Here is a 17,235-nt window from a genome sequence, read left to right as displayed (position 1 = left end):
AGCACGAACGGACCAGGAGGCGCATCCCATGCCCGCAATCACCGTCGACGACATCATGGTGCTGCCCCGGCTGCCCCGACCCGATGTCACCGAGACCCAGCGACCCGTCCGCCAGATCGTCACCGCCGCGCGCCAGCAGGAAGGCGCGGGCTTCGAGGTGACCCGCCCGTTCCCCAGTATCGATCTGCGCTCGGCCGACCCGTTCATCCTGCTCGACCAGATGGGCCCCGTCGCCTACGAGCCCTACGAGGCCAAGGGCGCGCCCTGGCATCCGCACCGCGGCTTCGAGACCGTCACCTACATGCTCGACGGCACCATGGTCCACCACGACTCGCAGGGTGGCGGCGGCGTCATCAGCGAGGGCGACACGCAGTGGATGACCGCGGGCTCCGGCATGCTGCACGACGAACTGCCCGAGGAGAAGCTCGTCATCTCCGGTGGCACCTTCCACGGCATCCAGCTGTGGGTCAACCTCCCCCGGGCGAACAAGTTCGCCACTCCGCGCTACCAGGACCTGCGCGCGAGCGAACTGACCCTGGTCAGCTCGCACGACGGCGGTGCGCTCGTGCGCGTCATCGCCGGTGAGCTCGCCGGCTTCGCCGGTCCCGGTTCCACCTACACCCCGATCGCCTACGCGCACGCCTCGCTGGTGCCCGGCGCGCAGCTCGCGACGCCGTGGCCCAAGGACTACACCGCGATGGCCTACGTGCTGTCCGGCAGCGGCACCGTCGGCGTCGATCGCAGGCCGATCAGCGCCGGCCAACTGGTGGTCTTCGGCAAGGGCGACGCCATCACGCTGACCGCCGACCGCACCCAGCACAGCAGCACCGGCGATCTCGAGGTCCTGCTGCTCGGCGGAATGCCGCTGCGCGAACCGGTGATCCAGTACGGGCCGTTCGTCATGAACACCCGGGAGGAAATCATCGAGGCCATGGAGGATTTCCAGGCGGGCCGGATGGGCACCATCCCCGCCGAACACCTGACCGGACGACGTCTGGGCGAGTAGATGGTCACGGTTGTAGACGATGTGCAGACGCCACGCGGTTGACAACCGGACGCCCCGTCACGAAGGTTGACGGGGCCGCCCGGGGTGCCAAGTGTCCGGGCCCACAACCGAACCGCAGCAGACATCGAGGAATTCATGAACGTTCGCCGGCTCACCGTGAGCCTCGCCGCCGCAGGTCTGACCCTGCTCGCCGTCCCCGCCGCCCACGCCGATGTGGTGTCGGGTTCCGCGGGCACCGGCTCCTCCAGCTTCGACTCGCTCCTCGGCGCGACCGGCTCGGCCAACCTGGTCCAGTCCGGCTCGGCCGGTGGCGCCTTCCGCAGCTGCGACGACGCGATCGCGGCCGGGCGCGCCCCGCTGTTCCGCGGCGAAGCGGGCTACTCCCCCCACCTCGACCCCGACGGTGACGGGCTGGCCTGCCCCACGCAGTAATCCTGCGCTCGAACAACAACACCCGATGTGGCTCGGCCACATCGGGTGTTGTTGTTTCGCCCGCTGCGTCAGCGGCGGAAGATCTTGACCAGGACCAGGCCTGCCACCAGGGCACCTGCGCCGATCAGCGTGTATTTGACCTTCGGCTCGTTCAACTTGGCGACCACGATCGCCTTGGTGTCGTCCGCGATCCGCTGTGGATCGGCGCGCACCGCCAGTTCGTCGAGCGTCGTCGCCAACCGGGCGCGCGCGATCTCGATCTCGCGCTCGATCCGGTCGGTGTCGTCCTTGGCCACCGTCACCTCCAATATGTGTCTGCTGCTCGCCGACGAGTCTATCCATGCGTTCGCCGCACCCGGTCGGTTACCGTGCGGTGGTGACCGACAACCATCGCCTCTCCCCCGGAGACACCGCTCCCGATTTCACGCTGCCCGACGCCGACGGCAAGGACGTGTCGCTGTCGGACTACCGCGGCCGCAAGGTGATCGTCTACTTCTACCCGGCCGCCAGCACCCCCGGCTGCACCAAGCAGGCCTGCGATTTCCGCGACAATCTGGCCGAACTCGGCGGCGCGGGCATCGAGGTCGTCGGCATCTCACCGGACAAGCCGGCCAAGCTGGCCAAGTTCCGCGACAACGAGGGCCTGACCTTCCCGCTGCTGTCCGACCCCGAGCGCGACGTGCTGAAGGAGTGGGGGGCGTTCGGCGAGAAGATGATGTACGGCAAGACCGTCACCGGCGTCATCCGCTCGACCTTCCTCGTCGACGAGCAGGGCAAGATCGAACTCGCCCAGTACAACGTCCGCGCCACCGGCCACGTTGCCAAGCTGCGCCGCGACCTGTCGGTGTAGCTAGTCGCCGTAGGTGCGGATGAACACCTCGTAGCCGTCCAGCAGGCGCGCCAGGCCGAACTCGAAATCGGCTTTGCTCCAGTCGATATCGTCGGCGTCGAAGGCGGAGGCGGACAGCGCGGCCGACACCGAGGGAAAGCGCTGCGGGTCGAGCACCCGAGCCAGTACCGAGGCGAAGTCGCCGTCCTCCTCCGCCTGCAGGTCGCGCACGGCCCGCCGCTTGCCCACCACGAACATCGACAGGTTCATCACCAACTGGAGCTTGACCGGCTCCGGCACCGCCGTCTCGCTCAGCAGCCGCAGGCCCGCGTCGAGCCAGGCCATGTTGTTGGGCCCGAGCGGCGGCCGGTTCAGCGGGATGTCCACCCACCACGGGTGCCTGCCGATCCGCTCGAACTCCGCGCCGGCCCACTGCTCGAGCCCGGCCCGCCACGGCGTCCCGGCCGCGATGACCGGCGGCGCGCCGACCACCCGGTCCAGCAGCAGGTCCTCCAGTGTGTTCTTGCTGTCGACATAGCGATACAGCGACATGGCCGTGAAGCCGAGCTGCTTGGCCACCCGGCCCATCGACAACGCCGCGTAGCCCTCCGCGTCGGCCACCGCGACGGCGGCGTCCAGGATCTGGTCGAGGGTCAGCGTGCGCCGGGGGCCGCGCGTGCCGGGCTGTTCCAGCCCCCACATCAACTCGACCGCCTTCGGTAACGCCGCGTCCGTCATCCGCTCTCCTCCTCGCTCGCGTCGACTCTAGCGGTGCCACTCTTGCGCTCATTAACTGCTTACTCTATAAACTATGTTTATTAGATAAACAGTTTCTCGATCGGAGAGAACTCATGTCGCCAGAACCATCGCCCGCCCTCGAGGTCCACCGGCTGCGCAAGAGCTTCGGTGCGCAGGTCGTGCTCGACGACCTCGATCTCGAAGTGGCGCCCGGCACCGTCTTCGCGCTGCTCGGGCCCAACGGCGCGGGCAAGACGACCCTGGTCCGCATCCTGGCCACCCTCGTGCGGCCCGAGCGCGGCGACGTGCGCGTCTTCGGGCACGACGCCGTGCGCGCGGCCGACACCGTGCGCGGCCTGATCGGCGTCACCGGGCAGTACGCGGCCGTCGACAGCGTCCTCACCGGCGCGGAGAACCTGCGGCTCACCGGCAGGCTGCTGCACCTTGGCACCGCCGAGACCCGGCGTCGCGGCACCGACCTGCTCGATCGCTTCGACCTGGCCGACGCCGCCGACCGGCCGGTGTCCGCCTACTCCGGCGGCATGCGCCGCAGGCTCGACCTCGCCATGAGCCTGATGGGCAGGCCGCGCCTGGTTTTCCTGGACGAACCGACCACCGGCCTGGACCCGCGCAGCCGCCGCGACCTCTGGGCCGCGATCCGCGATCTCGCGGCCCAGGGCACCACCGTCTTCCTCACCACGCAGTACCTGGAGGAAGCCGATCAGCTGGCCGACCGGATCGCCGTGCTCGACGGCGGGCGCATCGTCGCCGACGGCACGCCGGAGGAACTCAAACGGCTCGTCCCCGGCGGGCACATCCGGTTCCGCTTCGCCGACCAGCGTCTGCTCGCGGCCGCCGCGCACGCCGTCGGCGACCAGGCGGGCCACGCCGACCCCGAACAACTGACCCTGCAGGTGCCTTCGAATGGCAGCGCGGTCGAGATCAAGCTGCTGCTCGACCGTTTCGCCGAGCTCGACATCGCCATCGACCAGCTCAGCGTGCACACCCCCGACCTCGACGACGTCTTCTTCGCCCTGACCGGCCGCGCTCAGCCGGCCGCGTCGGCCGCCTGAGCCCTTACGAAACGAGACCGACCATGACCACCCAGTCCCCCACCCTGCGGGCCGTGCACACCGCCCAGGACTCGATCACCATGCTGGACCGCAATATCCGGCACACCGTGCGCTCCCCCGACACGATGATCATGACCATCGCGCTGCCGGTGATGATCCTGCTGATGTTCGTCTACGTCTTCGGCGGCGCGATGGACGCGGGCCCCGGCCCCTACATCGACTACGTGGTGCCCGGAATCATTTTGCTGTGCGCGGGTTTCGGCGCCTCGACCACGGCGGTCGCGCTGTCGACCGATCTCGCCGAGGGCATCATCGACCGGTTCCGCACCATGGCCATCGCCAGGTCGGCGGTGCTCACCGGGCATGTGACCGAGAGCGTGCTGCGCAATCTGATCACCTCCGCCGTCGTGATCGGGGTGGCGGTGGTGATCGGCTTCCGGCCGACCACCGACCCGCTGCGCTGGCTCGGCGCGCTCGCGGTGCTCGCGATGTTCGTCTTCGCGCTGTCGTGGCTCGCCGCGGCGCTGGGCCTGCTCGCCCGGAATCCGGAGGCGGCCAACGGCTTCACCTTCTTCTTCATGTTCCTGCCGTACGTGAGCAGTGCGTTCGTCCCGACCGAGACGATGCCGACCTGGTTGCACACCTTCGCCGAGCACCAGCCGGTGACCCCGGTGATCGAGACCATGCGCGGCCTGCTGATGGGCACCCCGATCGGCGACAGCGCACTGCTCGCCGTGCTGTGGTGCGCGGGCATCGCCGTCGCGGGCTATCTCGCCGCCGGCGTGTTGTACCGACGTCGAACCAGCGCCTGACGATCGGCGGGGAACGAGCGAGGGGCCGCGCGACGTATCGCGCGGCCCCTCGCGGGAGTTGTCGGTGGTCCGGGGCGGATCAGTCGGCCGAGGCCGAGCGCGGGCCCTCCGGCGCCGGAGCCTGGGCGGGCTGCATGCCCATCGGGATGCCCGTGCCCGGCAGGGTCGGCGCCGCGGCGGGTGTCTGCGGGACGACCGGCGCGGCGGGTTCCAGCGGCAGCGGTTCGTCCTGCGGCGCGTCGCCGTACAGCTGGGTGGGATAGCCCAGCGGGAACTGTCCCGGGTCGATCAGCTGAGGATTCGGCGACACGGTGTCGTAGGGCGAGTGGGCGGTCGGTTCACCGCCCGGGCTCACCTGTAGCCCACTGCCGGAATTCACGCCGCCCGAGGTGCCGCTGTCGGCCGAGCCGGTGTCGGCGACCGGACCGGCCTCCGGCACCTGGGGGACGACCGGCGCGACCGGATCCGCACCGGGCTCCGAGGACACCGCGGTGTTGTCCACCGCCTGCGGCCCCCCGTTCATCACCGCGTACGCACCGCCCGCGACCAGCCCACCGGCCAGCAGACTCGCGGCCGCCGCGACCAACGCAGTCCCGCGCTTGGCGTGCGGCGCCGCCGGAACCGGCACGTCGACCGAATCACCGAGCGCGACCAGCGCCGCACCGGCGGCCGGGGCGAACGGCGCGAGTCGGCACGGCAGCACCGGCACGCCGAACCCGGCGGCCGCCTCGCGCACCGCGGGCGCGTCGGCGGTGGAGCCGACCAGCACCACCGCGCCCGGCCGCACCCCGGCCGCCTCGAACTGATCCCAGGCCGCCGACACACCGGCACGCAGTGCGTCGGGCGTGGGCGCGCCGGTCTGCGCGGAGGCGGCGAGCACGCGGTGCCTGCCCGGATCGAGCAGGGTCATCGCCTGGTGGCCCGGCACGGCCTCGTAGACCAGCAGATTGTCGAATTCGTCGAGCCAGGTCATCGCGCCCGCGACGAACAGATGCGCCGACTTGGCCGAGACCAGCGAGGCCGTGCGCCACGGTGTCGACGCGAGCCGGGTGACGATCGCGCGCCGCTCGGCGGCATCGCGGTAACTCACTGCCGCTCCGGCGATCTCGTGCTCGTCGTCGAGTTCGGCGGCCATCGAGTCCAGCGCGGTCTGTACCGCGACAGCGACCTCGGCCTTGCTGTCCCCGCCCGCACGCACCGTGCGCCGCAGCAGCATCCGGTCGGTGAGGGTTGCGCCCGCCGCCGCGAACGCCACCGCATGCACGGCGCCTCGCTCGGTGCTGACGCCGAGGGTGATCACAGATCCTGCAGCCACAAGTCTTGCCTTCCCTGTGCGAAACGATGCGGGACGGGACCGCACGGGGCCCATCACTTCGCGGTAGGTCGGTTGCGACGAGAGATCGCCGCGAATAAGCGTGCGGATGCACGCACGCTCATCTGATGATTCGTCACCGGCTGCGGCATGGATGGGAGGAATCTCGCCCAGTTGTTGACACGCTGTCGGTAGACGCGTGTCGAGTATGTGTGTATACCGCTAGCCTGGATGGGTGGAAGTACACGCGCAGGCCCGGTCCAAGCAGAGCCGTCCGGACCCTGCGCTGGAATTGCAGGACGACCCGCAGGAGCTCATGCCGCGCAAGCGGCCCACCCAGGAGCGCAGCAAGCGCAAGTTCGACGCGCTGCTGGCGTCCTCGCGCGAACTGCTCGTCGAGGTCGGCTTCGAATCGTTCACCTGTGAAGAGGTCGCGCAGCGCGCCGAGGTGCCGATCGGCACCCTGTACCAGTTCTTCGCCAACAAGTACGTGATCGTCTGCGAGCTCAATCGGCAAGACCTGGTTGCGGTTTCCCGTGAACTCGCCGATTTCCACGGCGAGGTGCCGTCGCTGGACTGGCTGCGGCACATGAACCAGTTCGTCGACCACCTGGCCGGCCTGTGGACCACCGATCCCTCGCGGCGCGAGGTGTGGCTGGCCATGCAGTCGACCCCCTCCACCCGGGCGACGGGCGCGCTGCACGAGAAGGAATTCGCCGAGGTGGTCTCGCAGATGCTGCGGCCACTGACCCCGCGCACCCCGCGCGCCCGGCGCACGATGATGGCCGAGGTGCTCGTGCACGTCGTCTACTCGATGCTGAACTTCTCCGTGCAGGACGAGCAGTCCAACGCCGACGCCGTCGCCGAACTCAAGCGGCTGATGGTCGCGTATCTGCTTGTGGCGGAAAAGGAATCGCGCCATGACCGCCACCCCGGGGATGCGGCCGACAGCTAGGTGGCGGCGAACGTCGGCCACCAGAACCGACGGTGCGGTAGCTCGCCGGGTCCTGGGCGTTCCCGGCGAGCTACCGATGTACTGACGAGATCAGTTGTTGCGGCGGGCCGCGGTCAGTGCCGACCCTCGATCAGGTCGGCCAGTTCACCTGGATCTTCCAGGACCACCATCGCCGCGGCGGTGTCGCCGTCGTGGGTCAGCGACAGGTGCACGCGCACGCGGGGCAGGAACTCCGCGGCCAGGCCGTGCAGCTTGATGCTCGGCCTGCCCCAGGCGTCGTTCACGACCTCGATCAGCGGATACGGGTTGTCCCCGATCTGCGGGCTGCGCGCGAAGCGAGACGATGCCCAAGCCTTGAGCACCGCCTCCTTCGCGGCCCAGCGTGCGGCGAAACTGCGGGCCGGGTCCGTCTGCTTGCTCTGGCAGTAGCGGCGTTCACCAGCGGTGAAGCTCTCCCTGAGCATCGTCGTCCCCGACCGTTGCAGCTGCTCGGCGAACTCGGAGATGGTCACCAAGTCCAAACCGATACCGAGAATCGTCACGAAGCGGCAGCTTACGACGCTTCGGTCGGCTGCGGAGCGGAACCGGGCTGTCCTGCGCCGCAACCCCATCCGTTCGCCCGGTACAGGCCTTCGCTGTCGAGCCGGGCCTCCGGCGAGAGCAGCATGTCGGCCTCGAGCTGACGGATCTGCTTGGCCGGGGTGCCGTCGGCGCCCAGGCGGCGATCCGCCGGCTTCTCGTACAGCGCGGTGCCACCGCACATCGCCTCGGCGAAGCGCTGCCTGCCCGCGAGCTGACGCGCCTGCGCCCGCTCCTGGTAGTCGGCCCGCGCCGCCGGCTCGATCGCGGCCAGGAACGCCTGCGGATGGACCACCGCGAGCAGACCCGACACGTGGCCGAAGCCGAGCGAGGTCACCAGACCGGCCTTGAGCGCGAACTTGTCACCGAAGCGCAGGGGTTCGCGCGCCCACACCAGGTGCGGGTAGGCCTGCATCTTCTCGTCGACACAGTCCAGGCTCCGGTTCGGCGGCACCACACCGTTTTCCAGCACCTGGCACAGGCCGATGAGCTGGAAGGCCGCCGCGCCACCCTTGGCGTGACCGGTGAGGCTCTTCTGCGAGACCACGAACATCGGCGCGCCCGCGGTCCGGCCCAGCGCGCCGGCGAGCCGCTCGTGCAGCTCCGACTCGTTGGGATCGTTGGCGGCGGTGGAGGTGTCGTGCTTGGAGATCACCGCGATGTCGTCGGGCGAGACGCCGAGCTTGCGCAGTTCGGCGGCCAGTCGCGAGCCGCTGCCGCCACGACCGGCACCCAGCGCGCCGAGCCCCGGCGCGGGGATGGAGGTGTGCACGCCGTCGGCGAAGGACTGCGCGAAGGCGAGCACGCCGAGTACCGGCAGACCCATCTCCACGGCCACGTCACCGCGGGCCAGCAGCACGGTGCCGCCACCCTGCGATTCCACGAACCCGCCGCGACGGCGGTCGTTGGCGCGGGAGAAGTACCGGTCGCTGATGCCCTTGGCCCGCATGGCCGCCGAGTCCGCGGTGGCCGACATGTCACCGAAGCCGACGATGCCCTCGATGCCGAGGTCGTCGTAACCACCGGCGACCACGACCTCGGCCTTGCCGAGCCGGATCTTGTCGACGGCTTCCTCCACCGACACCGCCGCCGTGGCGCACGCCGCGACCGGGTGCACCATGGCGCCGTAGCTGCCGACGTAGGACTGCACCACGTGTGCCAGCGCGACGTTGGGCAGCGCCTCCTGCAGGATGTCGTTCGGGTGCGGCTCGCCGAGCAGGTTGTCGACGTAGAGCGAGCGCATCGAGGACATACCGCCCATGCCGGTGCCCTGCGTGTTGGCCACCAGGCTCGGGTGCACCCAGCTCATCAGCTCGTCGGGGCTGAAGCCGGCGCCGACGAACGCGTCGACGGTGCAGACGATGTTCCACAGCGCGACCCGGTCGATCGAGGCGGCCATGTCGGCCGAGACGCCCCAGATCGTGGGGTCCCAGCCGGTGGGGATCTGACCACCGACCACCCGCGAGAGCTTCGCCTTGCGCGGCACCCGGATCTCGGTGCCGGCCTTGCGGGTGACGGTCCAGTCGCCGGAGTCGGCGACCGGGCTGATCACCGTGTGCTCGGGATCGGCGGTGTGGAAGGCACGCGCCTCGGCCTCGTTGGCGACCGTGAAGCTCAGGTCCTGGTCGAGGAAGACCGAGGTGAGCAGCGGCGCCGCGTTGTCGAGCATCGCGCCGTCGTCCTCGTAGCGGCGCACGCCGCAGCGCTCGACGACGGTGTCGTGGTAGCGCTCGGCCAGCTCCGATTCCGGCACGAAGTCCCCGGATTCGGTGTCGTACCAGCCCGGCTTCGGGTCGTTCTCCCAGCGGATCAGACCGGTGGTCCAGGCCAGCTCGAGCACGCCCGCGGCCGAGAGCTTGTCCTCGACCTCCATCTCGAAGCGGGTGCGCGAGGAGCCGTACGGGCCGAGCTCGGCCGCACCCACGATGACGACCATGTCGGCCAGGTCGGCGGTGACCGCACCCCACTCCGGCACCGGCAGCGCCGAGCTCAGGGTGGGCGGCGCGGGCAGCGCGGCGATGGTGGCGGCGGTGATCGCCTCCTCCTCCTCGCTCGCGGCCGCGGCCTCCTGGGCCTGCTTGGCCAGCGCGGGCAGGTCGAGCTTGGCGCGCGCCAGACCACCGGTGAGGTCGATCTGCTGCGGTCCGGTCTCGGTGACCTGACGGGCCCGCGAGGTGCACCACTTGAGCAGCTCGTCGGCCATCTCGACGGTGGACCAGGTGTGCACGCCCGCCTGCTCGACGGCCTCGACCATCGGGTCGTTGTGACCCATCAGCCCGGTGCCGCGCACCCAGCCGATCAGCGCGTGCACCATGGTGACCCGCGCGGACCACGACTTCTCGGCCCGCCAGCGGGTGACCACCGCGTCGAGCGCGGCCTTGGACTCGCCGTAGGCACCGTCGCCACCGAAGAGGCCACGGTTGGGCGAACCCGGCAGCACCACATGCAGTTTCGCGTCGACGTCGTGGTCGGCGCCGAGGGCGGACAGGCCGCCGATCAGCCGCTCGACCGACCAGAGCAGGACCCGCATCTCCATCTCGGCGCGGGCGCCGGCGTCGGCGAGATCACCGGCGACACGCGGTGCCGCGAACGGCAGCAGCAGCGTCGGGGTCATCGCGTCCTTGATCTTGATCTTGGCGCCACCAGCGTTGTCGACCTGCTCGGTGCCGACCCAGTCGATCAGCGCGTCCAGGTCCTGGTAGGAGGCCATGTTCGCGGGGACGACCCACAGCGCCGCGCCGTGGCGGGCGTTGTCGCGGTAGAGCGCGCGGTAGAACCGCAGCCGCGCGTCGTCGAGGCGCGAGGTGGTGACCACCACGGTCGCCCCGCCCGAGAGCAGCTTGCCGGTGACCGCGGCCGCGATGGAGCCCTTGCTGGCGCCGGTGATCACAGCGATGTCGTCGGACCACAGACCGGGTTCGGTGGTGTCGAGCGCGGCCTCCGCGATCTGCCCGTACACCCCGGCCAGCACCGAGCGGGCCTCGTGCATGGCCCGCTGACGCCACCAGTTCGCCTGCGCGGCAACGGCTTCACCGGCACCGACGTAGCCGCCGATGGACAGCTCCGCGGTGGCGGCGTCATCGCCGAGCCACATCTTGGCGAGGTCCTCGCGGGCGGTGGCCCAGCGGTCGTCGATCAGGACGGCCTTGCGGGCGTCGAACGCCGGCGCGACCAGTCGCGGCCAGTCGGTGCCGAGTTCGGCCGAGACCAGGTCGACGAGGGTGTCCTCGGTGGCCTCGGGCGCGCTGACCTGCTCGCTGAGGCCGAGCTGGTCGAGGATGACCCGGGCCGCGGTGGCGAGCACGCCGTCGCGACCGGTGATCTGCTCGGTGAACTCACCCAGCGCGGCCGCGTCGACGGTGCCGCCGGACGCGCCACCCGCCGAGGGCAGCGAGACCGCGACACCGCGTCGCGCCGCCACCGCCTGCACGGCGGCGTCGATGGCCGCGTCGACCGAAGCGGCGTCGGACAGCGCACCGCCGACGAGCCCGCCGAGGTCGCCACCGCGCACGCTGGCGCCTTCGCGGGTGCCGAGGGAGACCTCGGCGGTGACGTGGCTGGCCCAGCCGTCACCGAGCTCCCAGGTCTTCTTGACCCGGTCGGCGATGGCGGCGGGCCGCTTGCCGGAGGGGCCGAAGACCTTGCGCAGGTGGTCGCCGATGGCATCGGTGAGCACCGTGCCGAACGGCTTGTAGGTGCGGGCCAGGCGCTCGACGGTGGCGGACAGGGCGCCCATGTCGGCGTCGGCCGCGCCGTCGATGGCGCCGAGCGAGAGCTCGGAGCCGAGGTCGACCAGCAGCTGGTTGCGGCGCGAGGACACGCCGTCGCAGAGGCCTTCGATGGTGTCGACCGGGCCGATCTGGTCCAGCCGCAGCTTGGTCCACAGCGCGATGAGCACGCGGGTGGCGTCGGCGGCGGTGAAGGAGATGTCGTCGGGACGCGGGCCGCCGGTGGCGACCGGCGCCGCGGCGACCGGTGCGGCCGCGGCGGCGGGAGCGGCCGCCGGCGCCTCGGCCGGGGTCTCCTCGATGTCGTCGTCGACCGGTGCGGGATCGGTGTCGGTGGCGTAGACGACCGCGGCGTCGCGCTCGACGTTGACCACCTCGACCGTCGCCCCACCGAACGCGGGCAGCTTCAGCGTCTGCGAGGCCAGGTTGGCCACCGTCGGGGTGGCACCGAGGCCGATCTCGACGAACCGCTCCACACCGAGGCCGCCGTGCGCGGCGTCGGTGAACAGCAGGTCCTGGGTCTCGATCCAGCGCACCGGGCTGGCGAACTGCCAGGCCAGCAGCTCGATCAGCACCACGCGGCACAGTTCGGCGTCACGCTCGGCCCAGCTGTCGAAGTCGGCCAGCACGGCGGCCAGCGGCTCGGACGGCACGAGTTCGGCGATCTCGGTGAGGAACGCGCGGTCCAGCGAGAACGGACGCGGCACCAGGTTCGGGATGTAGCGGCCGACGAGCACCTCCGGGTGCACCTCGGCGGGCAGCAGCTGCTCGAGCTTGTGCCGGAACTCCGGCACACCGTCGCGCAGCACCGAGGAGTGGAACGGCACGTCGATGCCGGGCACCAGGATGAACGCCCGCTTGCCACCGAATTCCTCACGGCGACGATCGATCTCGGTCTCCAGCGCCTCGAGCCCGGCGACCGTGCCCGCGATGGCGTACTGCGAGCCGCGCAGGTTCAGGTTGACGACCTCGAGGAACTCACCGGTCGCCTCGCCGATGCCGTTGACGAAGTCGATGACCTCGGCATCGGGCAGCCCGATCTGCGACGGGCGGATGGCGGCCATCCGGTAGTCGCTGCGACCCTGGGCATCACGCGGCACCAGCTCGTGCATGGCCGAGCCACGCTGGAATACCACCTCCAGCACGGCCTCCAGCGGCAGCACCCCGGCGACGGCGGCGAGCGCGTTGTACTCACCGACCGAGTGACCGGCCAGCATCGCGCCCTCGACGAAGGCGCCGGCCTCACGCAGCTCGGCGACCTGGGCGACGCCGAGGGTCGCCATGGCGACCTGGGTGAACTGGGTCAGGTGCAGCACGCCGTCCGGGTGCCGGTGCTCGACACCGCGCGCCTTGAGGTAGGTCGGGTTGTCGCGCACCACCGCCAGGATCGAGAAACCTAGGGCTTCGCGGGTGTGCGCGTCGGCACGCTCCCACACCTGCTTGGCGGCCTTCGAGCGGGTCAGCGCGTCCAGGCCCATCCCCTTGCGCTGGATGCCCTGGCCCGGGAAGGCGTAGACGGTCTTCGGGGCGGCGGTGCGCCCGGTCGCGGTCATGACCAGGTCACCGTCGACGCGGCAGGAGACCTCGATGATCTCGCTGCCCGCGTCCACCGCGATCCGCTCCACCCGCACGTCCACGGTCGCGCCGGGGCGGACCATGCCGAGGAACCGGGTGGTCCAGGCGGTGAGAGTGCGTGCGGGAACGGAGCTTTCGGGATCCACCGCGACAACCGCGTGCTGGGCGGCGGCCGAGAGCCACATACCGTGCACGATCGGGCTGCCCAGCCCGGCCAGCTTGGCCGCGGCGTCGGAGGTGTGGATCGGGTTGTGGTCACCGGAGACGGCGGCGAAGGCGTGCATGGCCCGCGGCGCGGTCATGGACACGTCGCGGCGGCGACGGCGCGGGGTGTCGGTGGCCTCGGCGGAGACCGCACCGGCCGCGCGCGGCGGATCGGTGAGCTCGCCCGCGCCGTTGCGGCCACGGATGGCGAACCGCTCGACCAGGCGCGCCAGCGGAGCAGGCTCGAGACCCTGATCGAGGATCAGGCCGACCTGCACGGCCACCTCGACGACCCGGCCCATGTCGGTGTCGACGACCGCGCCGCTCTCGGCCCGCACCACGAGAATGCCGGTCTCGGCGGGCAATTCGCTCAGCAGCTCGATCTGGTGATCCAGGTGGACCAGGTCCAGCATGCCCTCGATCACCGAACCACCGTTGCCGGTGCGCGCCGCGCCGAGCACCGCGAAGACCGCGGGCCAGCAGGCGCCGACGAGCACGTCGGGCGCGGTGCGGCCGAGGGTGCTCAGCGTCGCGGGCAGACCGGAACCGGTGACCCCGGCGTGATCGGCGATCAGATCCGGCATCCAGGCCAGGTTGAGGTGCGCCACACCGGCTTTCACCTCGGGCAGCGACTGGCCCGCGGCCACGCCGAGCAGCGCCGACATGGCGGTCTCGGCATCGGCCTCGGTGATCACCGGCGCGCCGCCGGAGTAGACGCTCGCCGGCACGGTGATGCGGATCTTCACGGCGTCGCGGCCGAGCAGCGGCACGGCCAGCTCGACGTAGCTGAATTCGGCTTCGGGACCGGAGATCTCGGTCAGCGTCGCGCCGGTGCCCTGATGCACCGCGCTCCCCTGCTCCACGACCCACTCGCTCTGGGCGCCGAGCCGGTGCACCGGGTTGACGGTGGTGCGCCCGGCCCACTGCACGTCGGGAGCCGCGAGCACGGTGTCGAGCGGGCCCGCCACCACACCGGCGACGCGACGCGCGTCGACCGGCGCGGGCACGATGCCGGCGCGCACCAGGCTGTAGGCGGTGTCCTGCTCGAAGCGGTCGAGCAGCTCGCCGACCGGCTCGTCGACGCGGGTGATGCCGGCGACCGCGACGGTGCCGGGGATGATGCACACCTGATCGGCCGAGTAGCGCGGATCATGGGCCTGCCACAGCGAATCCGAGCGCCACCAGCGCCGCACGTCGGCGTCGACGACGGGCACGAAGTTCACCGGCTTGCCCGGGGTCTTGCACAGCGCGACGAAGAACGGCACGTCGGCGGGGTGCAGCACGGTCTCGGCGACCGAGGGGTACTGCTTCTTGAGCGCGCACAGCGCCTGCACCGGATGCTCGAAGGCCTCGTCGTCGGCGAACAGGGTCTCGATCTCACCGCTGTCGGCGGGGTGCAGCCGGGCTTCGGTGCGCCGCATCATCTCCGCGAACCGGTCGCGCCAGCTGATGTCGAGCCAGTCCGAGCGGGTGGCGTCGATGATCGCGTCACCGATGTCGCTGCCGCAGTCGAAGGAGATCGGAACCTCGCTCGAGACCGCCAGCGAGACATAGCGTTCCAGCCACTGCTGGTAGGTCATGGTGGCGACGTCACCGAAGTACGGCTTGGCGGTGGCGTCGAGCGCCGCGATGATCTCGGCGCGACGCGCGGCGACGGCCTCGGCGTCACCGGCGACCTCGTCGAGCAGGCGGCCGGTGCGCGAGGCGGCGTTGTCGATCTCGTGGATGTCGGCGCCGAGCTGGCTGCGGCCCGAGGCCATGCCGCCGTTGGCGGTGCCCGCACCGACCCAGTCGGGGGTGCCGGGGGTGTCGACGAGCAGCTGCTTCACCTCGGGGGCGGTGGTCGCCTCCAGGGTGGCCATGGCGGCGGTGCCGACCAGGACGCCGTCCAGCGGCATCACGGGGTAGCCGTGGTCGGTGGCCCAGGTGCCGGTCAGGTAGTCGGTGGCCCGCTCGGGCGTGCCGATGCCGCCGCCGACGCAGACCACGACATTGGCGCGGTTGCGCAGTTCGGCGTAGGTGGCCAGCAGCAGGTCGTCGAGGTCTTCCCAGGAGTGGTGCCCGCCGGCCTTGCCGCCCTCGATGTGCATGATCACCGGGTAGTCCGGCACGGCGTCGGCGATGCGCAGCACGGCACGGATCTGGGCGACGGTGCCCGGCTTGAACGCGACGTGGCTGATGCCCGCCTCGGTCAGCTCCTCGATCAGCGCGACGGCGTCGTCCAGTTCGGGGATGCCCGCGGTGACGATCACGCCGTCCAGCGGCGCACCGGCCGCGCGGGCCTTCTGCACCAGGCGCTTGCCGCCCAGCTGCAGCTTCCACAGGTAGGGATCGAGGAACAGCGAGTTGAACTGCACCGCGCGACCCGGCTGCAGCAGCTGACGCAGCTCGGTCATCCGGTCGGCGAAGATCTGCTCGGTGACCTGACCACCACCGGCCAGCTCGGCCCAGTGGCCCGCGTTGGCCGCGGCGGCGACGATCTTGGCGTCGACCGTGGTGGGGGTCATGCCGGCCAGCAGGATCGGCGAGCGGCCGGTGAGCTTGGTGAACGCGGTCTCGACGACGATGCGTCCGTTGGGCAGCCGCACCGGCTTCGGCGCGAAGGCCGACCACGCGGTGGCGGGCTCGGGCGCCGCGCCCGGGGTGAGCAGGCTGCGCTGGCCCGGACGGGTGGCGGCGGCGATCACGCCCACGCCGGTGCCCTTGAGCGAACCGCCGGTGATCCGCGAGAGCAGGTCGCCGGGGCCGAGGTCCAGAATCCACTCCGCGCCCGTCTCGACGACGCCGTCGACGGTGGCGACCCAGTCGATCGGGTCGACCAGTACCTGCTGGGTCAGGGTGGCGGCGAGGTCGGCGTCGAGCTCGCACTGCCTGGCCCAGCCGGTGACCAGGTCGACGGTCTCGGCCAGCGCCGGGTGGTGGAAGGCGACATCGACGGAGATGTCTTCGAACACGGGCGCGAAGACCGCACCACCGCGCACCTTGCTCTCCCGCTCGCGGGTCTGCTCGTCGTGCAGCTGCGCGCACTGCACGCGCACCCGATCGATCTGCGCGGGAGCGCCCGACAGCACGACGCGCCTGCGGCCGTTGCGGATCGACACCACCGCGGCGATCGCGGGATCGACACCCTCGGCAACCTCCGCGACGATCGCCCGCAGCTGCTCCGGATCGACATTGGACACCGCGACCATCGGCGAACGCTCGCCGACCGGCATCAGCCCACGCCTGCGCGCGACCAGCCCGGCCGCGGCACCGATGAACTGGGCGATGGCCAGCAGCTCGGCGTCACGCTCACCACGGGCCTCGACCGCGGCGGCGGCCAGCAGACCCTGCGAGTGCCCGACGATCGCGACCGGCGGGTGCTCGGCCGTGTCCAGGCCCTGCAGCCGCAGCGCCTTGATGGCCGCGAGCTGGGCCAGCAGCACGCCCGGCATCGACACCGCGGCCGAGCGCAGCACCGCGTCGGCCGGCGCCGAGGACGGCTCATCCGGCTCGTCCAGCTCGCTCTCCAGCATCCAGCCCATCGGGTCGAAGCCACCGGGGCGCACCACCAGCAACTGCGCCGCAACCGGCTCGACCAGCGCCTCGGCCGCGTGCACCAGCGCGGTCAGCTCGGACTCGAGCGCGCTGTCGCGCCCGATCTCCTCGAGCTCGCGCAGCCACTGCGCACCCTGCCCACCGAACGCCAACGCGTACCCGGCCCCGTCGCGCAGCTGCTCCAGCAGCGCCGCGCGGACACCCGACGTCTGGCCACGACCACCAGCTTTCGCGGTCGACCCCGTGCCCATCTCGGTGCTCTCGTTGATCGTCAAGACGCTCGACTTCCTTCTCCTGGCGCTCCGCCCACCGACGGAACGCACACGTATCCGGCAGCCCCTCGGGCCTGTTGGGAGCCACGATCGCACAAAATCATGAGGAAAGCCTCACGTTTCCCGCCCCGGCGGCAGCTACCGCCGAGTATTTCTGGACGCTCGTACCATTTTTTTCTGAAA

Annotated in this window: 11 protein-coding genes; 6 read left to right on the top strand and 5 right to left on the bottom strand. The window is 71.0% G+C overall.

All coding sequences use genetic code 11. The annotated features are described in order from the left end of the window. The first annotated feature begins 28 nt into the window (after positions 1-28). Positions 29-1,006: a pirin family protein gene (locus NV348_RS24360; protein ID WP_447148902.1), complete on the top strand. Its 978-nt coding sequence runs from the start codon at positions 29-31 to the stop codon at positions 1,004-1,006. A gap of 135 nt (positions 1,007-1,141) precedes the next feature. Beyond that, a complete protein-coding gene (locus NV348_RS24355; RefSeq protein ID WP_218720877.1) occupies positions 1,142-1,438 on the top strand; it encodes an excalibur calcium-binding domain-containing protein in 297 nt (98 codons plus the stop codon). Positions 1,439-1,506: 68 nt separating this feature from the next. On the opposite strand, the gene NV348_RS24350 is transcribed toward NV348_RS24355, so the two are convergent. Beyond that, positions 1,507-1,740: a DUF3618 domain-containing protein gene (locus NV348_RS24350; RefSeq protein ID WP_373291758.1), complete on the bottom strand. Its 234-nt coding sequence runs from the start codon at positions 1,738-1,740 to the stop codon at positions 1,507-1,509. A gap of 74 nt (positions 1,741-1,814) precedes the next feature. Between NV348_RS24350 and bcp the strand changes: the two genes are divergently transcribed. Continuing rightward, positions 1,815-2,288 carry a thioredoxin-dependent thiol peroxidase gene (bcp, locus tag NV348_RS24345; protein ID WP_447148901.1) on the top strand — a complete coding sequence of 158 codons (474 nt, stop codon included), beginning with the start codon at positions 1,815-1,817 and terminating at the stop codon, positions 2,286-2,288. On the opposite strand, the gene NV348_RS24340 is transcribed toward bcp, so the two are convergent. Next, a complete protein-coding gene (locus NV348_RS24340) occupies positions 2,289-3,005 on the bottom strand; it encodes a TetR/AcrR family transcriptional regulator (RefSeq protein ID WP_447148900.1) in 717 nt (238 codons plus the stop codon). It abuts the gene before it with no gap. A gap of 113 nt (positions 3,006-3,118) precedes the next feature. Here NV348_RS24340 and NV348_RS24335 point away from each other — a divergent pair, with 113 nt between their 5' ends. Beyond that, on the top strand, positions 3,119-4,078 hold the full coding sequence (locus NV348_RS24335) for an ABC transporter ATP-binding protein (RefSeq protein WP_447148899.1): 960 nt from the start codon (positions 3,119-3,121) through the stop codon (positions 4,076-4,078). A 23-nt stretch (positions 4,079-4,101) separates the two neighbouring features. Beyond that, positions 4,102-4,890, top strand: a complete 789-nt coding sequence (locus tag NV348_RS24330; protein WP_447148898.1) for an ABC transporter permease — start codon at positions 4,102-4,104, stop codon at positions 4,888-4,890. Positions 4,891-4,969: 79 nt separating this feature from the next. On the opposite strand, the gene NV348_RS24325 is transcribed toward NV348_RS24330, so the two are convergent. Continuing rightward, entirely contained in the window at positions 4,970-6,205 is a 1,236-nt protein-coding gene (locus NV348_RS24325; protein WP_447148897.1) for a hypothetical protein, read from the bottom strand. Positions 6,206-6,518: 313 nt separating this feature from the next. Between NV348_RS24325 and NV348_RS24320 the strand changes: the two genes are divergently transcribed. Continuing rightward, positions 6,519-7,157, top strand: coding sequence for a TetR/AcrR family transcriptional regulator (locus NV348_RS24320; protein WP_447151131.1), 639 nt, complete (start codon positions 6,519-6,521; stop codon positions 7,155-7,157). 113 nt (positions 7,158-7,270) lie between these two features. On the opposite strand, the gene acpS is transcribed toward NV348_RS24320, so the two are convergent. Together acpS and NV348_RS24310 are read right to left on the bottom strand one after the other, a co-directional pair. Next, entirely contained in the window at positions 7,271-7,699 is a 429-nt protein-coding gene (gene acpS, locus NV348_RS24315; RefSeq protein WP_218720884.1) for a holo-ACP synthase AcpS, read from the bottom strand. Positions 7,700-7,710: 11 nt separating this feature from the next. Beyond that, positions 7,711-17,055: a fatty acid synthase subunit beta domain-containing protein gene (locus NV348_RS24310; protein ID WP_447148896.1), complete on the bottom strand. Its 9,345-nt coding sequence runs from the start codon at positions 17,053-17,055 to the stop codon at positions 7,711-7,713. Between the last annotated feature and the right edge of the window lie 180 nt (positions 17,056-17,235).

This window comes from Nocardia fodinahabitans (genome assembly GCF_052983615.1).
Note: the sequence above shows the minus strand (reverse complement) of the source record. Positions and strands in the feature narration are given on the sequence as shown.

What these genes read in the sequence shown, in the direction of transcription:
- NV348_RS24335 (WP_447148899.1), top strand. Translation starts at nt 3,119, where the DNA reads ATGTCGCCAGAACCATCGCCCGCCCTCGAGGTCCACCGGCTGCGCAAG.
- NV348_RS24360 (WP_447148902.1), top strand. Translation starts at nt 29, where the DNA reads ATGCCCGCAATCACCGTCGACGACATCATGGTGCTGCCCCGGCTGCCC.
- NV348_RS24355 (WP_218720877.1), top strand. Translation starts at nt 1,142, where the DNA reads ATGAACGTTCGCCGGCTCACCGTGAGCCTCGCCGCCGCAGGTCTGACC.
- NV348_RS24320 (WP_447151131.1), top strand. Translation starts at nt 6,519, where the DNA reads ATGCCGCGCAAGCGGCCCACCCAGGAGCGCAGCAAGCGCAAGTTCGAC.
- NV348_RS24340 (WP_447148900.1), bottom strand. Translation starts at nt 3,005, where the DNA reads ATGACGGACGCGGCGTTACCGAAGGCGGTCGAGTTGATGTGGGGGCTG.
- NV348_RS24330 (WP_447148898.1), top strand. Translation starts at nt 4,102, where the DNA reads ATGACCACCCAGTCCCCCACCCTGCGGGCCGTGCACACCGCCCAGGAC.